This window comes from Halobacillus shinanisalinarum (assembly GCF_022919835.1).
GTDB classification, from domain to species: Bacteria; Bacillota; Bacilli; order Bacillales; family Halobacillaceae; genus Halobacillus_A; species Halobacillus_A shinanisalinarum.
Window position 1 is genome coordinate 4,429,088 of the sequence record NZ_CP095074.1, and the last position, 16,933, is coordinate 4,446,020.

General features: G+C 40.6%; 20 protein-coding genes. 12 read left to right on the forward strand and 8 right to left on the reverse strand.

The window, feature by feature from the left end; all coding sequences use genetic code 11:
- Genes MUO14_RS21950 through lpdA form a run of 3 tightly spaced genes read left to right on the forward strand, consistent with a single transcriptional unit; the run spans window position 1 to window position 3,727 of the window.
- On the forward strand, window positions 1–978 hold the full coding sequence (locus tag MUO14_RS21950; protein ID WP_244752632.1) for an alpha-ketoacid dehydrogenase subunit beta: 978 nt from the start codon (window positions 1–3) through the stop codon (window positions 976–978).
- A 28-nt stretch (window positions 979–1,006) separates the two neighbouring features.
- Entirely contained in the window at window positions 1,007–2,314 is a 1,308-nt protein-coding gene (locus MUO14_RS21955; protein ID WP_244752633.1) for a dihydrolipoamide acetyltransferase family protein, read from the forward strand.
- Between the two features lie 3 nt (window positions 2,315–2,317).
- Window positions 2,318–3,727, forward strand: a complete 1,410-nt coding sequence (gene lpdA / locus MUO14_RS21960) for a dihydrolipoyl dehydrogenase (RefSeq protein ID WP_244752634.1) — start codon at window positions 2,318–2,320, stop codon at window positions 3,725–3,727.
- A gap of 147 nt (window positions 3,728–3,874) precedes the next feature.
- On the opposite strand, the gene MUO14_RS21965 is transcribed toward lpdA, so the two are convergent.
- Both MUO14_RS21965 and MUO14_RS21970 read right to left on the reverse strand, forming a co-directional pair.
- Complete coding sequence (locus tag MUO14_RS21965; protein WP_244752635.1) at window positions 3,875–5,413, reverse strand: glycine betaine uptake BCCT transporter; 1,539 nt, start codon at window positions 5,411–5,413, stop codon at window positions 3,875–3,877.
- Window positions 5,414–5,452: 39 nt separating this feature from the next.
- Window positions 5,453–6,520, reverse strand: a complete 1,068-nt coding sequence (locus tag MUO14_RS21970) for an FUSC family protein (protein WP_244752636.1) — start codon at window positions 6,518–6,520, stop codon at window positions 5,453–5,455.
- 146 nt (window positions 6,521–6,666) lie between these two features.
- Between MUO14_RS21970 and MUO14_RS21975 the strand changes: the two genes are divergently transcribed.
- Together MUO14_RS21975 and MUO14_RS21980 are read left to right on the forward strand one after the other, a co-directional pair.
- Window positions 6,667–7,521: a polysaccharide deacetylase family protein gene (locus MUO14_RS21975; protein WP_244752637.1), complete on the forward strand. Its 855-nt coding sequence runs from the start codon at window positions 6,667–6,669 to the stop codon at window positions 7,519–7,521.
- A 194-nt stretch (window positions 7,522–7,715) separates the two neighbouring features.
- Window positions 7,716–7,829, forward strand: coding sequence for a GapA-binding peptide SR1P (locus tag MUO14_RS21980; RefSeq protein ID WP_244752638.1), 114 nt, complete (start codon window positions 7,716–7,718; stop codon window positions 7,827–7,829).
- 127 nt (window positions 7,830–7,956) lie between these two features.
- Here MUO14_RS21980 and MUO14_RS21985 read toward each other — a convergent pair whose 3' ends face one another.
- Window positions 7,957–9,426: an aminotransferase class I/II-fold pyridoxal phosphate-dependent enzyme gene (locus tag MUO14_RS21985; RefSeq protein WP_244752639.1), complete on the reverse strand. Its 1,470-nt coding sequence runs from the start codon at window positions 9,424–9,426 to the stop codon at window positions 7,957–7,959.
- Between the two features lie 234 nt (window positions 9,427–9,660).
- Here MUO14_RS21985 and MUO14_RS21990 point away from each other — a divergent pair, with 234 nt between their 5' ends.
- Together MUO14_RS21990 and MUO14_RS21995 are read left to right on the forward strand one after the other, a co-directional pair.
- Window positions 9,661–10,617, forward strand: coding sequence for an NAD(P)H-dependent flavin oxidoreductase (locus MUO14_RS21990; RefSeq protein WP_244752640.1), 957 nt, complete (start codon window positions 9,661–9,663; stop codon window positions 10,615–10,617).
- Between the two features lie 15 nt (window positions 10,618–10,632).
- Window positions 10,633–10,908 carry a UPF0223 family protein gene (locus MUO14_RS21995; RefSeq protein ID WP_244752641.1) on the forward strand — a complete coding sequence of 92 codons (276 nt, stop codon included), beginning with the start codon at window positions 10,633–10,635 and terminating at the stop codon, window positions 10,906–10,908.
- Between the two features lie 42 nt (window positions 10,909–10,950).
- On the opposite strand, the gene MUO14_RS22000 is transcribed toward MUO14_RS21995, so the two are convergent.
- Window positions 10,951–11,583, reverse strand: a complete 633-nt coding sequence (locus MUO14_RS22000; protein WP_244752642.1) for a YktB family protein — start codon at window positions 11,581–11,583, stop codon at window positions 10,951–10,953.
- Between the two features lie 166 nt (window positions 11,584–11,749).
- On the opposite strand from MUO14_RS22000, the gene MUO14_RS22005 reads away from it, so the two are divergent.
- Window positions 11,750–11,938, forward strand: a complete 189-nt coding sequence (locus MUO14_RS22005) for a hypothetical protein (RefSeq protein WP_244752643.1) — start codon at window positions 11,750–11,752, stop codon at window positions 11,936–11,938.
- 135 nt (window positions 11,939–12,073) lie between these two features.
- Window positions 12,074–12,883, forward strand: a complete 810-nt coding sequence (locus MUO14_RS22010; RefSeq protein ID WP_244752644.1) for an inositol monophosphatase family protein — start codon at window positions 12,074–12,076, stop codon at window positions 12,881–12,883.
- Window positions 12,884–12,911: 28 nt separating this feature from the next.
- Here the strand turns inward: MUO14_RS22010 and MUO14_RS22015 are convergent, their stop codons facing one another.
- Window positions 12,912–13,097, reverse strand: a complete 186-nt coding sequence (locus tag MUO14_RS22015; protein WP_244752645.1) for a DUF5325 family protein — start codon at window positions 13,095–13,097, stop codon at window positions 12,912–12,914.
- Window positions 13,098–13,456: 359 nt separating this feature from the next.
- On the opposite strand from MUO14_RS22015, the gene MUO14_RS22020 reads away from it, so the two are divergent.
- The gene (locus MUO14_RS22020) at window positions 13,457–13,828 is read left to right on the forward strand and encodes a YlaH-like family protein (RefSeq protein WP_244752646.1); all 372 of its coding nucleotides are present in this window, start codon (window positions 13,457–13,459) and stop codon (window positions 13,826–13,828) included.
- A 51-nt stretch (window positions 13,829–13,879) separates the two neighbouring features.
- On the opposite strand, the gene MUO14_RS22025 is transcribed toward MUO14_RS22020, so the two are convergent.
- Window positions 13,880–14,083 (reverse strand): YlaI family protein, encoded by a 204-nt coding sequence (locus MUO14_RS22025; RefSeq protein WP_244752647.1) that lies wholly within the window; start codon window positions 14,081–14,083, stop codon window positions 13,880–13,882.
- A 124-nt stretch (window positions 14,084–14,207) separates the two neighbouring features.
- Between MUO14_RS22025 and MUO14_RS22030 the strand changes: the two genes are divergently transcribed.
- The gene (locus MUO14_RS22030) at window positions 14,208–14,510 is read left to right on the forward strand and encodes a hypothetical protein (protein WP_244752648.1); all 303 of its coding nucleotides are present in this window, start codon (window positions 14,208–14,210) and stop codon (window positions 14,508–14,510) included.
- Window positions 14,511–14,561: 51 nt separating this feature from the next.
- On the opposite strand, the gene MUO14_RS22035 is transcribed toward MUO14_RS22030, so the two are convergent.
- Window positions 14,562–15,143, reverse strand: coding sequence for a YhcN/YlaJ family sporulation lipoprotein (locus MUO14_RS22035; RefSeq protein WP_244752649.1), 582 nt, complete (start codon window positions 15,141–15,143; stop codon window positions 14,562–14,564).
- Window positions 15,144–15,230: 87 nt separating this feature from the next.
- Window positions 15,231–15,725, reverse strand: coding sequence for a hypothetical protein (locus tag MUO14_RS22040; protein ID WP_244752650.1), 495 nt, complete (start codon window positions 15,723–15,725; stop codon window positions 15,231–15,233).
- Window positions 15,726–15,970: 245 nt separating this feature from the next.
- On the opposite strand from MUO14_RS22040, the gene glsA reads away from it, so the two are divergent.
- On the forward strand, window positions 15,971–16,903 hold the full coding sequence (gene glsA, locus MUO14_RS22045; protein WP_244752651.1) for a glutaminase A: 933 nt from the start codon (window positions 15,971–15,973) through the stop codon (window positions 16,901–16,903).
- Window positions 16,904–16,933: the final 30 nt, after the last annotated feature.

The window sequence follows — 16,933 nt, forward strand, 5'->3', positions numbered from 1 at the left end:
ATGGCACAAATGACAATGATTCAAGCCATTACAGACGCGATGCGCACAGAACTTAAGAACGACGAGAACGTGCTCGTATTTGGTGAAGACGTAGGCCAAAACGGCGGCGTATTCCGTGCAACAGAAGGTCTTCAAGATGAATTTGGCGAAGATCGTGTATTTGATACACCACTCGCCGAGTCAGGAATCGGTGGTTTGTCCATCGGTCTTGCTTTGACAGACTTCCGACCTGTTCCTGAAATTCAATTCTTTGGTTTCGTTTACGAGACAATGGATGCAATTAATGGTCAAATGGCTCGTTACCGCTATCGTACAGGGAACACGAAGAATATGCCGATTACCATCCGCTCCCCATTTGGCGGCGGTGTTCACACCCCTGAACTTCACGCGGACAGTTTAGAAGGTTTAATGGCCCAGCAGCCAGGTCTTAAAGTTGTCATCCCTTCCAATCCTTATGACGCAAAAGGTCTTCTTATCCAATCGATCCGTGATAACGATCCAGTTATTTTCCTTGAACACATGAAGCTTTATCGTTCATTCCGTGAAGAAGTTCCTGAGGAAGAATATACAGTCGAACTTGGAAAAGCGGAAGTGAAGCGCGAAGGTTCAGATGTTACTTTGATTGCTTATGGAGCTATGGTACATTCTTGTCTTAAAGCAGCGGAAGAGCTAGAAGAAAACGGCATTAGTGCTGAAGTAATCGACCTTCGTACAGTAAGTCCTGTCGATTACGAGACTATTCTAGCTTCAGTTGAGAAAACTAATCGTGCCGTAATGGTTCAGGAAGCTCAGAAACAAGCAGGAATCGCTGCCAATGTTGCTGCTGAAATTCAAGAAAAAGCGATTCTTCACCTTGAAGCACCTGTTCTGCGTGTAACTGCACCAGATACAGTGTATGCCTTCACACAAGCTGAAGAAATATGGCTGCCTGACCATAACGATATTGTTGAAAAAGCAAATAAAGTAGTTAATTTTTAATCATCTCTACTAATAGGAGGTAATAACCGTGGCGTTCGAATTTAAACTGCCTGATATCGGTGAAGGTATCCACGAGGGTGAAATCGCAAAGTGGTTCGTGAAACCTGGCGATGAAGTAAAAGAAGATGACGTACTTTGTGAAGTACAAAACGACAAAGCAGTTGTTGAGATCCCTTCCCAAGTCGACGGTACCGTTAAAGAGATACACGTTGATGAAGGTGAAACGACGACAGTAGGTACAGTCATCATTACGATTGATGATGGCTCTGAGGATTCTGGTGAGGAATCTAAGGAAGAACCTAAAGAAGAGTCAAAAGAAGAAAAACAAGAATCTTCAAAAGAGGATTCCAAAGATGAAAGATCAGAAGAGCAGCCTGCAGCTGAATCTGATGATAGTGATGTTGACGAAGATAAACGTGTCATTGCTATGCCATCCGTTAGAAAATATGCACGTGATAACGATGTGGATATCCGTAAAGTGCAAGGCTCTGGAAAAAATGGACGAATCCTTAAAGATGATGTGAACAGCTTCTTAGATGGAGGACAAGCTAAAGCTGAAGACAGCCAAGAAGATGAGGCTAAAGGAGAAAAAGCAGAGACATCTTCTAAAGCAGCACCGGCAGCGGGCGAAGCCTATCCTGAAACACGTGAGAAAATGAGCGGAACGCGTAAAGCGATTGCTAAAGCTATGGTGAACTCTAAACACACGGCTCCACATGTTACACTTATGGATGAAGTGGATGTATCAGAGCTCGTCGCTCATCGTAAGAAATTCAAGGCCGTTGCAGCAGAGCAAGATATTAAGCTGACTTATCTTCCTTATGTAGTGAAAGCACTCGTTTCAACTCTTAAGAAATATCCTGTTCTAAATACATCATTAGATGACGAAACAGATGAAATTATTCAAAAACACTACTATAATATTGGTATTGCAGCTGATACAGATAAAGGATTACTTGTACCTGTTGTAAAAGATGCTGATCGTAAATCCATCTTCTCCATTTCAAGTGAAGTGAATGAATTAGCTGTTAAAGCACGTGATGGAAAACTTTCTTCAGAAGAAATGAAGGGTGCTTCAACAACCATCACAAATATTGGTTCAGCAGGTGGACAATGGTTCACTCCAGTTATTAATCACCCAGAAGTTGCGATTTTAGGTATCGGACGTATTGCTGAGAAACCAGTTGTACGTGATGGGGAAATAGTCGTTGCTCCGGTACTTGCTATTTCATTAAGCTTTGACCATAGAATGATTGATGGGGCAACAGCACAGCATGCAATGAATAACATCAAGCGTTTACTGAACGATCCACAACTAATTATGATGGAGGCGTAAAGTATGGTAGTAGGAGATTTTCCAATTGAATTAGACACATTAGTTGTAGGCGCGGGTCCTGGCGGTTATGTTGCCGCCATCCGTGCTGCACAAACAGGGCAAAAGGTTACAATTGTAGACAAAGGGAACTTAGGTGGAGTTTGCTTAAACGTTGGTTGTGTCCCGTCTAAAGCACTTATTCAAGCAAGTCATCGATTTGAACATGCAAAAGGTGCAGAGGACATGGGGATTCAATCTGAAAATACAACTGTTGACTTTTCTAAGGTTCAGGAATGGAAAGGCGGCGTTGTTGACAAGCTTACTGGCGGTGTAGAAGGATTACTTAAAGGTAACAAGGTGGACATCGTTAAAGGGGAAGTGTATTTTGTAGATAAAAATACAGTGCGTGTCATGGATGAGAAAAACTCTCAAACTTACACATATAATAACTGTATTATTGCTACAGGGTCCCGCCCGATCGAGCTTCCTTCCTTTAAATTCTCTGATCGTGTACTAGATTCTACAGGAGCTCTTGATCTAAAAGAAGTTCCTAAGAAACTAGTTATCATCGGTGGAGGTTACATTGGCACAGAGCTAGGTACTGCATATGCGAACTTCGATACAGAAGTAACCATCCTTGAAGGCATGAAGGATATTCTTGGTGGTTTCGAGAAGCAAATGTCCACTCTTGTAAAACGTCGCCTGAAGAAAAAAGGTGTAGAAGTAGTTACCAATGCCATGGCTCAAGGTGTTGAGGAAACAAAAGATGGTGTTACTGTTAAATATGAAGTAAAAGGTGAAGAGAAAACAATTGAAGCTGATTACGTTCTTGTAACAGTTGGCCGTCGTCCTAACACAGATGAAATTGGCTTAGAAGAATTAGGGATTGAAATGAGTGATAAAGGTGTCATTCAAACGGATAAACAATCCCGTACAAATATCGATAACATTTATGCAATCGGTGATATTGTAGAAGGACTGCCACTTGCTCACAAAGCTTCTTATGAAGGCAAAATCGCCGCTGAAGCAATCTCTGGTGAGAAATCTGAAATTGATTACTTAGGAATGCCTGAAGTTGTATTCTCAGATCCAGAACTTGCTTCAGTAGGCTATAGAGAGCAGGAAGCGAAGGATGCGGGGTATGACGTAAATGCTTCTAAATTCCCGTTTGCAGCCAATGGGCGTGCGCTATCCCTTAACGACAGTGACGGCTTCTTGAAGCTGATTACTCGTAAAGATGATGGACTAGTTATTGGCGCTCAAATTGCTGGACCAAATGCTAGTGACATGATCGCTGAGCTTGGTCTTGCGATTGAATCAGGCATGACAGCAGAGGACTTGGCTCTAACCATTCATGCTCACCCAACCTTAGGTGAGATTACTATGGAAGCAGCTGAAGTGGCGATGGGACAACCTATCCATATCGTTAAATAATAAGTGAAATTTAAAAAGCTCCTAACTCTTAAAATGAGTTAGGAGCTTTTATTATGCCTTAGACTTATAACAACTCTGCATATATGCCCAAGCATAAGTATTTAATTAAAATCAAAAAGGCACCTTTATTGATAGGTGCCTTTTTGTTTACTTATTTTTCTTTTTTAGATCAACTACTTTTGCTTCGGCTTTAAATTCTTTAAATAGGGAGAAACACATCAGAATCATGATAATGGTGAATGGGAATGCTGCGATAATGGCTGCTGTTTGCAACGCCGTCAGTCCACCTGTCCAAAGTAATACAGCTGCTGCACTTGCCTGAATAATCCCCCATACAAACTTAACTTGGTTTTTCGGGTTAAGACTTCCGTGTGTCGTCTGCATACCTAATACAAAGGTGGCAGAGTCAGCAGATGTAATAAAGAATGTACTAATCAACAGCAGGGCAACAACAGTCATAATACCGCCCAGCGGAATATGCTCAAGCATGGAGAAGAGCGCAACTTCTGTACCAAGATTTGATACATCTGTGAACAAGTCTACACCGCCAAAGAATTCTAGCGAAATGGCTGTTCCGCCAAATACTGAGAACCATAATGCGCCGAAAACCGTTGGCACTAACAAAACACCTAAAATAAATTCTCGAATGGTACGTCCCTTGGATACACGTGCAATAAATGTTCCTACAAACGGTGCCCAGGAAATCCACCAAGCCCAATAGAAAATCGTCCAATCTTTAATCCATGTATACTCCTCGGAGGCAAATGGATTCAGTCTGAAACTCATATATGGCAGATCTCGTACGTACGAACCAAACGTCGTAGTAAAGTAATCCATAATGAAGCCAGTAGGACCTAAGAATAAAACCATAAGCATGAGCAGTAAAGCCAGCACAATGTTAGCATTACTTAAATATTTAATTCCTTTATTAAGCCCTGTCATGGCTGATGTCATAAACAAAACAGTAACAATAGCAATAATGATCAATTGTAATCCGAAGGTATCTTCCAGACCATCTATTGAGTAGGAAAGCCCGCTCGAAATCTGCAAGGCACCTAAGCCAAGAGAAGTGGCTACACCAAAAATAGTGGCAAATACAGCAATAAAGTCGATAAGAGTACCTAATCCGCCTTTAATTCGCTTTTCACCTAATAGTGGGACAAGAGCGGCACTGATAACACCTGGAGCTCCTTTTCTAAATTTGAAATAAGCAAGCGCTAAGGCTAGTACAGCGTATATTCCCCATGGGTGTAAACCCCAATGGAAGAAGCTATATTTCATGGCGTCTCTTGCAGCACTTTGAGACATTGGTTCCTGGCCGATGATAGGTGTATTGTGGAAGTGAGAAAGTGGCTCAGCCGCACCCCAAAATACAAGCCCGATTCCCATACCTGCACTAAACAACATGGCGAACCAAGTGATGTAAGGATATTCTGGCTCATCATCCGGCTTTCCTAATTTAAGTTTTCCATACTTAGAAAAAATTAAATAAATAGCAAAAATTAAAAAGCCGGTAGCTGACAGTAAGTAAAACCATCCAAACTTTTCTGTTATAAATCCTTGAATAGTTGATGTAACATTAGTTAAACTTGCTGTACCTAGTATATCCTCAGGGATTACTCCCCAAATGATAAATAATATAGCTGCAACTAATGAAATATAAAACACTTTTGATACCTGTTTCACAATATCATCCCTTTCTTCTTTTTTATATCTTACGTAGATCTACTCGCTATAGTATTGCGTTACGGTTTTCATATGTGCGGCGGAGATTTTTTCTAATTCTTCCAGGACCTCATGAAAACAGAGCAGCTCGTACATAAGAATTGTTTGTGGAGGCAGCTGATGTTTATTATGATTAGAATGTTCTACATGCAACTCCTTCCACTTCCAAAATAGGTGATCGAGCTTTTCAACTTTTTGTAAGTGCACTTTATCAATTTTGTGTGCAGGATCCTTCATTACTTTAGCAAGGGATTGCACGACCTCGTTAAGTATTTGTTTTTCCTCTGGACTAAAATCATTAGGCATGAAGCGTACATACTGTAAATTACCTATGTGATAGGTGATTTGCTGCAAAGCGCCAAGTTTCTTTTGAGCAAATTGAAAATCTTTCATTTGCTCGATCGTATGGCGATGATATTTCCATTCTTCCCTTTGAAACTGCACCAGTTGAAAGGTTCTTTCTAATTGAACAGTCAACTCACGATAAGCTCCCGAAATCCTGCGATTCTTTACGTTAGATTCTCCTTTATCATTCGAAATTATGCGAATGATCAATTGCGAGGCGTGGACGAACAGTTGGTTAATGTTCTTGTAAATACGCGGAGAATAATTGGGCGGCAGTAAAAAAAAGTTAACCAGAGTTGAAATGACGATACCAATAGATGTAGTACCCAACCTTGTGATAAACGAAACAAAATAATCATCTTGAAAGTCGGGAATCATGGCAGTCGCTGTTATTGTCGCAACTAAAATTCCATCATCCAGTTTAAGTTTATGACAAACAGCAATGGTTACCATTGCAGCTAAAGCAAAGGTTAATGCCCCTTTCCCAAAAAGAGCATAGAAGCCGGTCGCTGATAACGCTCCAATGGCTGAAGCAGGAAAGCGGATCATTGCTTTTTTTATCGAGTCGGCAGCTGTGTGCTCGATAGTAACAATCGCTGTAATGACTGCGAAAATGATAGGGAAATTAAAAAAACCACAAATAAGTGCGGTTAGAAACACGGAAATACCTGTTTTAATTGTACGCCCACCTAATAAATAAAAACCTTTAAAAAAGTTAAGCACCTTTATCACCTAAATGTGTTTTCAAGTGGTTATTGAATCAACAATTTCCTATTATAACTTAAATTTTGTCGAAACGATAGTAATAATGGAAAACATTATACTATAATAGAGAATGTGGAAATACATAACAGGAGGGGGAAGGATACATGAGAAAAATATTCATTATGTTATTGTTAGCTTTATTACTAACAGCTTGTGCAGGGGAACAGGCCGCAGGGAAGAAAGAAAACGATCAGTCAAAAGATTCAATGGACGAGCAAACATCAGAGGAGCAGGTTGAGGAGGAGAATAAGGAGACAGAACCGAAAGAAGCTGAGAACCAGGAGGATCCAAATGTTAAAGAGGATGAAGCAGTCGTAGCAAGTGCCATAGAGCCAGAATACGAGCTAACGGATGTGTGGTCATTTAAACCTATTAGCGATGCTAATGAACAAGTAGCACTGTTAACATTTGATGATGCTCCAGACGATCACGCATTGGATATCGCTAAGAAACTTAAAGAGCTGGATGCTCCTGCAATATTTTTTGTGAATGGTCATTTTCTAAATAGTCCGGAAGAGAAAGAAGTATTGAAGCAAATACATAAGCTTGGTTTTCCTATAGGCAACCACACGGCTACACATGCCTCATTGAGGGATATTTCAAAAGAACAGCAGAGAGAGGAAATTGTTGGTCTCAATGATAAAATAGAAAAAATTATAGGGGAGCGTCCGAAGTTCTTCAGAGCTCCTTTTGGCCAAAATACTGACTTTTCTGAGCAGCTTGCTAAAGAAGAGGGGATGCTTGTCATGAACTGGACGTATGGATATGATTGGAATGCTGAATATCAAAATGCTGAGGCGCTCGCTGACATCATGGTAAATACAGAGCTTTTAGCGCCAGGGGCCAACTTGCTTATGCATGATCGCGAATGGACAGCAAAAGCTATACCGTCCATAGTCAAAGGGTTAAGAGACAAGGGATTTGAATTATTAGACCCATCTTTAATCAAAACTCCATAATCAATCAGTTGAACCGAAAACCGTCGAGGTTTCGGTTCTTTTTTTGATTATAAATTCGTAAAATTAAAAGAAGACCTATTAGTATGTCACATTATATAAAAAGTTATACTTTTGGGGTTGATTTATTTAATGTGTCATATTAAAATAAAAGTACATTGAAACCGATTACAATAACAAAGGTGGGGGTGTACAGCATGGGTACAATTGTTTGTCAAAACTGTCAAAAGGTTATCGAACACTTTGAAAATGAAAAAGTATCAACCCTTTACAGCAAATGTCCATCTTGCAACAAGTCGAAGAAAAAATAAACGCAAAAGATCCACTGCTCATTAAAGGGCAGTGGATTTTTAATGATTACACGGTTTATGAAAGTACCATAAGGGTTCCCCATAGACCTCGCTTAGGCTCGTCTTATTCTGGTTCCTTGAACATTTCCTATCTAAAGGCACGATGTTCTTTTATAACATGTAGAGTTTTTAAAGAATCATCCTCTGGGCCTTGAACAGGTAAACCAGCCGCAACATTTTCACGAATATAGTCAATGTTCTCTGCCGTTATGATTTCACCAGGAATAAAGATTGGAATCCCTGGAGGATAAACCATGATGAATTCCGCACTGATCTTCCCTACTGATTCATTAAATGGAACAACTTCTGTTGCTGCATAAAAGGCATCACGCGGAGAAAGTGCAAGTGAAGGAATTTCAGGCACTTGAACCGTGATTTGTTTGTGAATAAGAGAAGGCTTGTTTTCCGAAACAAGTTCTTGTAACGCCTTTAACAGTAATTGTACATCTTGCTCGCGGTCTCCGGGAGTAATGATACACAAAATATTGTATAGATCCGATAGTTCGACCTCTATTTTATATCTTTCTCTAAGCCACACTTCTACATCATATCCAGACAGACCGAGGCTTTTCACTGAAACGATCAGTTTGGTTGGATCGTAATCAAACGTGGCGTCACTACCTAGTAACTCATTTCCAGGGCAATATAGTGGTGCTAATTTGTTGATCTTACTTCTAGCGTAATCAGCTAGCATTAAAGAATGGTCAAGTAGCTCTCTCCCTTGAACTGCTAACTGCCTTCTTGCTGTATCCAGTGAGGCAAGTAAAAGATAAGAGGTAGAGGTTGTTGTTAACATCGAAAGAATAGCTTGGACCCGTTCGTGTGATACAAGACCCTCTTTTAAGTTTAAAACAGAACTTTGCGTGAGTGCCCCACCTAATTTATGGACGCTCGTTGCTGCTAAATCTGCACCAGCCTGCATAGCGGAAGCCGGGAGTCGTTCATGGAAATGGATGTGTACCCCGTGAGCTTCATCAACAAGTACCGGCATATCAAATGTGTGGGCGATGTTTACGACTTGCTTAAGGTCCGCGGATACACCAAAGTATGTTGGGTTAATAACGAGTAATGCTTTGGCATCAGGATGTGCCTGACAGGCCTTTTGAACAGCCTCGGGTGTAATACCGTGTGAGATACCTAGTCGATCATCAAGCTCGGGGTGAATGAAGATTGGCGTAGCCCCTGAAAAAATAATCGCTGATGTAACAGACTTATGGACATTTCTAGGTACAATAATTTTGTCACCAGGCTGGCAGACACTCATAACCATAGTCATAATCGCTCCGGAAGTACCTTGTACCGAGAAAAAGGTATAATCCGCACCGAAGGCTTCCGCAGCCAGGTCCTGAGCGTGTTTGATCATTCCGTGAGGATGATGTAAGTCATCCAAAGGCTCAATATTTATTAAATCGATGGATAGCGCATTTTCACCGATAAATTCAGCGAATTCCCTATCCATTCCTTTTCCTTGTTTATGTCCGGGAATGTGAAATTGTGTGGGATTTTTTTCAGCATGTTGTTTTATTCCTGTGTATAAGGGGGTTTGGTTTTGATTCATGAATGTTCACCTCTTCGTTAAGCGTGAGAGCAAATGAATTATAGCAGAGGATAGCATTTGTGGCTAGCCTTATTACTCAGTAAAAAAGGACGCGTGAGCGGAACTTTTTTACTGGGCGCCGATAAAATCAGACTGGGCGCCGATAAAATCAGACTGGGCGCCGATAAAATCAGGGGGAAGTGTCTAGTAAGACAGTTTTGTTACATGGTAGTATTAGAGAAGGAGGGATGTATGATGGAGTGGAAAAATCGTGTAACGGAAACGTTGGGGGTTACCTACCCTATTATTCAGGGAGGGCTTGCGCACTTAGCTTATGCGGAATTAGCTGCAGCAGTTTCGAATGCCGGGGGACTTGGTCAAATTACAGCAATGAGTATGGATAATGCAGCAGAACTTCGTGGGGAAATACATAAACTTAGAAAAATGACAAAAAAGCCATTTGGTGTCAATTTCGCTATTGGTCAGCACGGGAGGCCTTTTGAGGAAATGGTTCAGGCAGCAATAGATGAGGAAGTACCGGTTATATCAATTACAGGCGGGAATCCTAAACCTGTGATTGATATGGTGAGAGATAAACCGATTAAAGTACTCGTATTAGTAGCGGCCAAAAGACAGGCTGAAAAAGCTGAAGAACTTGGGGCTGATGCTGTTATGGTGGTAGGCTATGAGGGTGGCGGCCATCTCGGCAGAGGAGACACTAGTACGTTAATTTTAACTCCGCAAGTCGTTGAGTCTGTATCGATTCCCGTCATTGCTTCAGGAGGTATTAGTGATGGCAAAGGACTGATGGCTGCTTTAGCTTTAGGTGCTGAGGGGATTGAAATGGGGACGCGCTTTATTGCAACTAAGGAATGCAGTCATGCCAATGAAACATATAAACAGGCTCTCGTTAAATCCAATGAAGGCTCAACTGTTGTGATTAAGCGTTCACTCGGAACTCCAGCGCGTGCTTTGAAAAACCCATGGACAGATCAAATTCTCGAGTTAGAGAAAAGTCAACCTGGCTATGAGGTGCTAAAATCCTACATTAGTGGGGAAGCGAATAAGCGGTTTATTCATAGTGGCGAAGAAGATGGCTTTGCTTGGGCTGGTCAAGTTGCAGCTCGTATTAACGATGTTCCATCAGTAGCAGAATTAATGAATCGAATCATAACTGAATCGGAAACTATTCGGACAGCTTGGTCTAAATAAAAGGAGTGGAATACAGTGAGTTATAGTTATCCAATTGATGAGACTTACTGGTCAAAGGAAGAAATTATAGACGTGGTTAACTTTTACTCAATGGTAGAGCAGGCTTATGAGGCTAGTGTGAAACAGGATGAGTTATTGCTTGCCTACACGAGGTTTAAACAAATCGTTCCATCAAAAAGTGAAGAAAAGCAGCTTTGCGGTCAATTTGAAAAAGAATCAGGATATTCCTGTTACCGCACCGTTAAACAGGCCAGGTCAGCTGCTTCAGGTGAAAAAATTAACATGAAATAGCAAAATCCCCGAGGTGTACTTATCAGTACCTCGGGGATTTATTTAAACAGACTTAGCGTAACGATAGAGTGGCTCTAAAGTTTGAAAAGTTTCCCGGCATAACTCTAAAAAGGAATCAGGATCCTTTAAGCGTTCATCGTCTCTGTTTAAGTTTATACCACAAAGAATTTCAGCTTTTTTAACATTCTGCAGCCGTTCAAACATTTCGTCAAATGATTGATCGGATATTTCCTCTTGAATGAATGCCTCTGGCTTCGTGTGATCAATCGACCAAACGAAGTGATCCGGGATCATTGAACGAATTTCTTTCTTGTTTTTTAACAATGTTTGCGCAAACGATTCTTTTATTGGACTTTCATAAATAACGGCAAACCAAATAAAGACATGGCTTTCCCATAATCCTATTTGGAAATGGGGCAGTTTCTTATACCCACGTTTACTTGAAGCTAATGCAGCCCATGTATCATTTGGAGGATTGGTTGTCCTTCTTGCATGCTTTGCAACGTGAACGAACATTTCATCTCCTGTCATTGCGGTAAGGTCAGGGGCTAGCTCACAAGCAATGGCATCTAACTTAGGGGAGAGTTGTTCTCTTAACGCCTCCATCCTTGCTTCAAGACCTGATATAGCAAACACATCAAAGTCTCCTTGTGTAAATCCTGTAAAATCACTCATGTTCTCACTCCTCTATTTTCTAATGAAAGTTTATCATAATGGGCAGTGATCTCTAAGTAATGTGTTCAGTTGGTTTGGATTATATGAAAATGGGTTATTAATTAAGTAAACTTTAGAGGGTTTTGGACATATATATAAATAAGGATTTGAAGGGGAGGAAAGGGCAGTGAAACATGTAATGGAAACGTTGCGTAAAAGAGAAGCTGAAGAAAGGCTCCCAGTCATCCGTCTTGAGATTGATTATGAATTAGTCACACTGCATGATGCAATACTGGCTCAAGATAAGGAGCAGATAAAGGCAAGTAAAGTTCGGCTAACCGAACTTCGAAAACAACTAAATGAATGGTCATCTTAGAAAAGAGCAACGGAGCGGTTGCTCTTTTTTTGGCTTCTTCAACTGAATTCACTTCATATTTTTGTTAATTATGTGCAGTCCCTGAATCGATCTGGTACGATATAGGAATACTACCGATTGAAGGAGCTTTCCACCATGGATAAAATTCAAAGAGACCAACTATATACACAGGCTAGGGAATGGGTTCTGGAAGCAGGTCAGCGAATTAGAAGTAAAATAGATGATCCGAGAACAATTGAAACGAAATCCAATGCGAACGACTTAGTCACAGAGATGGACCAGGAAACAGAACAATTTTTTGCCGAGAGAATTAGAGAAACATATGAGGACCATCTCGTTTTCGGTGAAGAGGGTTTTGGTGATGAAATTAAGAGTCTTGATGGAACCATATGGATTATTGATCCTATAGATGGGACAATGAATTTCGTTCATCAAAAGAGGAATTTTGCTATTTCAGTTGGAATATATCAGGACGGAATTGGCGAAATCGGCATTATTTATAATGTGATGGAGGATACAATCTATACCGCTAAAAGAGGCGAGGGAGCTTACAAAAATAATCGTCAGCTGGCTCAGCTTCCTGAGGAAAGTCTGTTAAAACAAGCTATATTTGCTTTAAATACGACATGGATGCTTCCTGAGAACCCTTACGTCTCACATCAAGGTATTCATGAACTTGTTAAAACGTTAAGAAGCACACGTACTTACGGTTCAGCGGCTTTAGAATTCGCCTTTGTTGCTGAAGGGGTTATAGATGGCTATTTGACGATGACCTTGATGCCATGGGATATTGCAGCGGGAATGGTTATTCTTAAAGAAGTAGGAGGCACAGTCACAACTGCGGATGGTCAAGAAGTAGACATGCTCAACAAGACAACGATATTAGCGTGTCATCCTATGCTTCACGAAGAAGTGCTTGAAACCTTTGTCGATTTGAAGGAATAAGAAAGCTGCCCGTTAGAGGCAGCTTTTCCTATGCGTTTTGTTGTTTTCTTTTTTTTGCTAGACCGAAGCCCATAATGGCAAAGCCTGCAATTAAAAGTAAACCGGCAAGCCAGAAGGTCTGCTGGCCAAGTGCGAAGCCGACAAATGAAAAAGATAAAATTACGCAAATGGCAAGTAAAAACATATTCCAATTAAAATTGTCCAAAAGGTTCACCCCATTCTCTACTAGAGGATGTTCAAAAAGTCACTAAATGATCAACGGCGAATTTCTTCGTTGCTTGTTTTTTCTGATCCTCACGTAGGGAAAGATATACGCTGTGGTTCTCAAAACAATTGCGCCTTGAACTTCTTGCGACGCACAGGGAACGTGCTTGTGTCGACGTTGTCACCGGATGTGACGATCTTCGTCTACGTTCTCATTCGTCAACTTTTTGAACGCACACTACTAGTATAATCGATAACAGCTGGTTTTGAAAATGGGGAACGGAAGATACATAATCAAATACTAGTGGCATTGAATTCTATGATTTAGTATGATGAATAAGGAAGAGAAAGATGGTAAGGGGGATCCTTATGACAGATATGTCTACATTAGCTGTGCCTGCAGATTTATGGCCAATTGCTGATTTCTTTTTTAGAGGACTTGGAAGTGAAATAAATATGAATAACGAAGCGGAAGTTGCGGCATTGTTTCGTTCGTTTTTTCTATTATATTTAACCACAGTTATTCTTGCGATTATTACGTTTAAGCTTGGTTTTGCTAAGAAGCTGCCGATTGCTAAGGCGGCTGTTGTTTACGCCGTACTTGTTATAGGTACATTTATACTTACGCTAATTTTGGGTTTAAATTTACCGATCGCTGAAAGTTTACTTGTAGCTGCATTAATATTGGCAGTCTATCGTGTTCGTCTTCACAAAGAACGGGAAGGTCGTCAAGAAAGTTAACGATATATGAAAAGCCCTGACACGAGGATCAGGGCTTTTTTAATGTGTATTTTATGATAAATGTTTTTCGCGTTTTCTTTCCCGGTTAAAACGGAAATGGCCTGTGTTTAGCCGTTTTTTAGTGTTTTCGCCAATGCGATCATGACAGGATGGACACATGTACGTGTGGATCCTGCGGTTTCTTAATCTTTTCGCTTGTAAACAATAGCTGTCTATTTTTTCAATTCTGTCGCACAGCACGCACTTTACACGCATAGTAATCACCTCTACCTTTTCATGGTTATATGATAACATGTTTAGAGAAAGTACGCATTTTCTACTTTGATTTATGTTTTAAATAAAATAATTGGGGAACATAAGTGCTAGAAGAAAAGAAAGGGTGATCTTTTTGAGAAAGCGTTGGATTTTTACCGCAGTAGGTGCAGCAGCAGGAGGAACTTTAGCCTATTTCATGAAAGATGAAGACAACCGTAAGCGTGTGACAGATAAGGCTAAGTCACTTCAAGCAAACTTGACGCAAGATGATGAACAAGGCGATATGCCAATTGAAGAGGCTGGCCAGCAAGAAGTTTCAAATCCGGAAAACTCAAAAATGGTTTCCGAGGGGTCACAGTTTGGTGTCCAATATTACAATGAACTAACTGAAAAAGAACGGGAAATTCTAGAAAAAAGTAACAGCTAAATCCTTAAGGATTTAGCTGTTTTTCACTAAACATTTAATGGTACAACGATCTTAATTTTCCTTGGATTGCTTTTCTTCAATCTGTTCTAGTTTTTCTTTTTCTTCTTTAGGAATAGTCTGCTTGTTTGCGTCAGGCGGTGCAGGTTGATCTTCGATGGGAGCTTCTGGCATATAACGACCAACAATATGACTAAGTTCCTCTGTGATAGCTCTTATAGGATGTCCTTCCGCCGCTTTTTCTCCAATTCCGCGGAGACGTTCTACACCATCTGCATCTGCAATGACAACGGCTTCCTTGCCATAAGGATCATGCTTTAGAGCTTCAGCCACCGAGAACTTAATGACACCAACTCGAGATCTATCCAAGTCTTTATCTACATCAATCCCGACGGCCACGTAAGATCCCAGCACAACAGCAGTTGCGTCGTGAACTCCAGGAACTTCTACAGCTAGCTTGGCTAAATGCCTTGCTGTCTGTTGGTTTGATTTATCAGGTTCTTCAACTGGATCAGAGTCGGTTACATACTGCATTTTAGAATCGTTGCCTTCGCGCTCTTGAAGTAACTGTTTCTCCCCTGTTTGCTGACATGCAGACAACAGGAGCAGACCTATAATTAACATTGTGATTTTCATATGGAACACTCACTTTTTTTTATAGCTTGTGGCAAATAGGAGTGTTTTATACACAAAAAAGGACAGCCTGTTTGCTGTCCTTTTCAACTATTCAAATATAATTTTTTTAATCCCGGTAATCGGCGCTTCTTTATTGGATCCGTCTTCGAAATACAAGTGAACAGGACCATTTTCTTTTAATGGTTTTCCTTCTATTGAAAATAATAATAAAGCATTGGATAAATCATCGGCATTGAAGGAATGATCCCCGTTATCTGTAACTAAAACAGCCTTCTTAACATTAGGATCAGGTTCACTGGTGTGAATAAAAGGTTGTAAAGGCATTAGGAAAGTCTCTGTTTTAATCCGTTCCTTTTCTGCTCGAGTAAGACTTTTGTTAACAGGAGGATTTATTTTTTGTTGATACACTTCCCGGTCAAAACGAAGGGACTTTCTTTTCAGTTCGTCTTCAGCTTCTTCCTGTTCAGGAGCTTCTGAACCATTGAAAACCTCATCGTAAGTAAGTTTACGGTCATCGAAAATCCACACGGTTGGATCAAGGGTGATAGGAAATTTTACTTGACCTGATAATTGTACTATCAAGAGATGCGCCACCTTTCAAATTAAAAATCTTTCCTTATAAGAGGATGTTCAAAAAGTCACCAAATGATAAACGGCGAATTTCTTTGTGTTGCTCGGTTTTTCCGGTCCTCACGTATGAAAAGCATACACTGTGGTCCTCAAAACGTTCGCGCCTCGAACTTCTTGCTTCTAATTTGGCAACTTTTGAACACACACTATAAAGCATAGCAAAAAATGAAAATGATTCATACAAGGGGGATTTTCATATGAGAAAAAAATTAACAACAGAAATCCTTGAAGAATGGCTTGAGAATGTTAGACCATATGCTTATGATGGTCAAGTTGCTGATTACATCCCAGCATTGTCTAAGCAGCACCCTGAAGATTTGGCTGTAGCGATATATTATCTAGATGGAGAGTGTATCCACGCAGGGAAGGTGGAGACCTGCTTTACACTGCAGAGTATTTCAAAGGTCATTGCTCTTGCATTGGCACTAATCGATAACGGTGAGGATTATGTTTTCGGCCATGTAGGAATGGAGCCGACAGGAGATCCCTTTCATTCGATTTACCGTTTGGAGCAGCACCGTCCCTCCAAACCTTTAAATCCGATGATTAATGCTGGTGCTCTTGCCGTGTCGAATATGATCCATGGCGTTACACCCGACGAGAAGGTTGGGAGGTTACTGAGTTTCATTCACGAAATGACGGACGATCATTCGATAAGTTTTAACCGGGAGGTAGCTTTTTCAGAATTTGAGACTGCTTTTTTAAATCGGTCCTTACTTTATTATTTAAAGCAGCATAAAGTTGTAACAGGCAGTGTCGAAGAAACATTAGATGCCTATACAAAACAGTGTTCGATCGAATTAAATGTAATGCATCTCTCAAAAATTGGTGCGTTGTTTGCTAATGATGGGAAGGACTTGAATTCAGGCAGGCAAATTATACCTAAGCATTTTGCGAGAATTTGTAAGACATTTATGGTTACATGCGGAATGTATGATGCATCAGGTGCATTCGCCATTAAAGTTGGCATCCCAGCGAAAAGCGGGGTATCGGGCGGCGTCATGGGTTCGGTGAATGGATTTGGTGGCATTGCGGTCTATGGACCTGCACTAGATCCAAAAGGAAATAGTGTGGTCGGATTGAAGTTGATTGAGATGCTGTCGAATCGCTACGACCTTTCGATATTTTAGTCAAATCTCCATTAGTTAGTTGCATTTTTT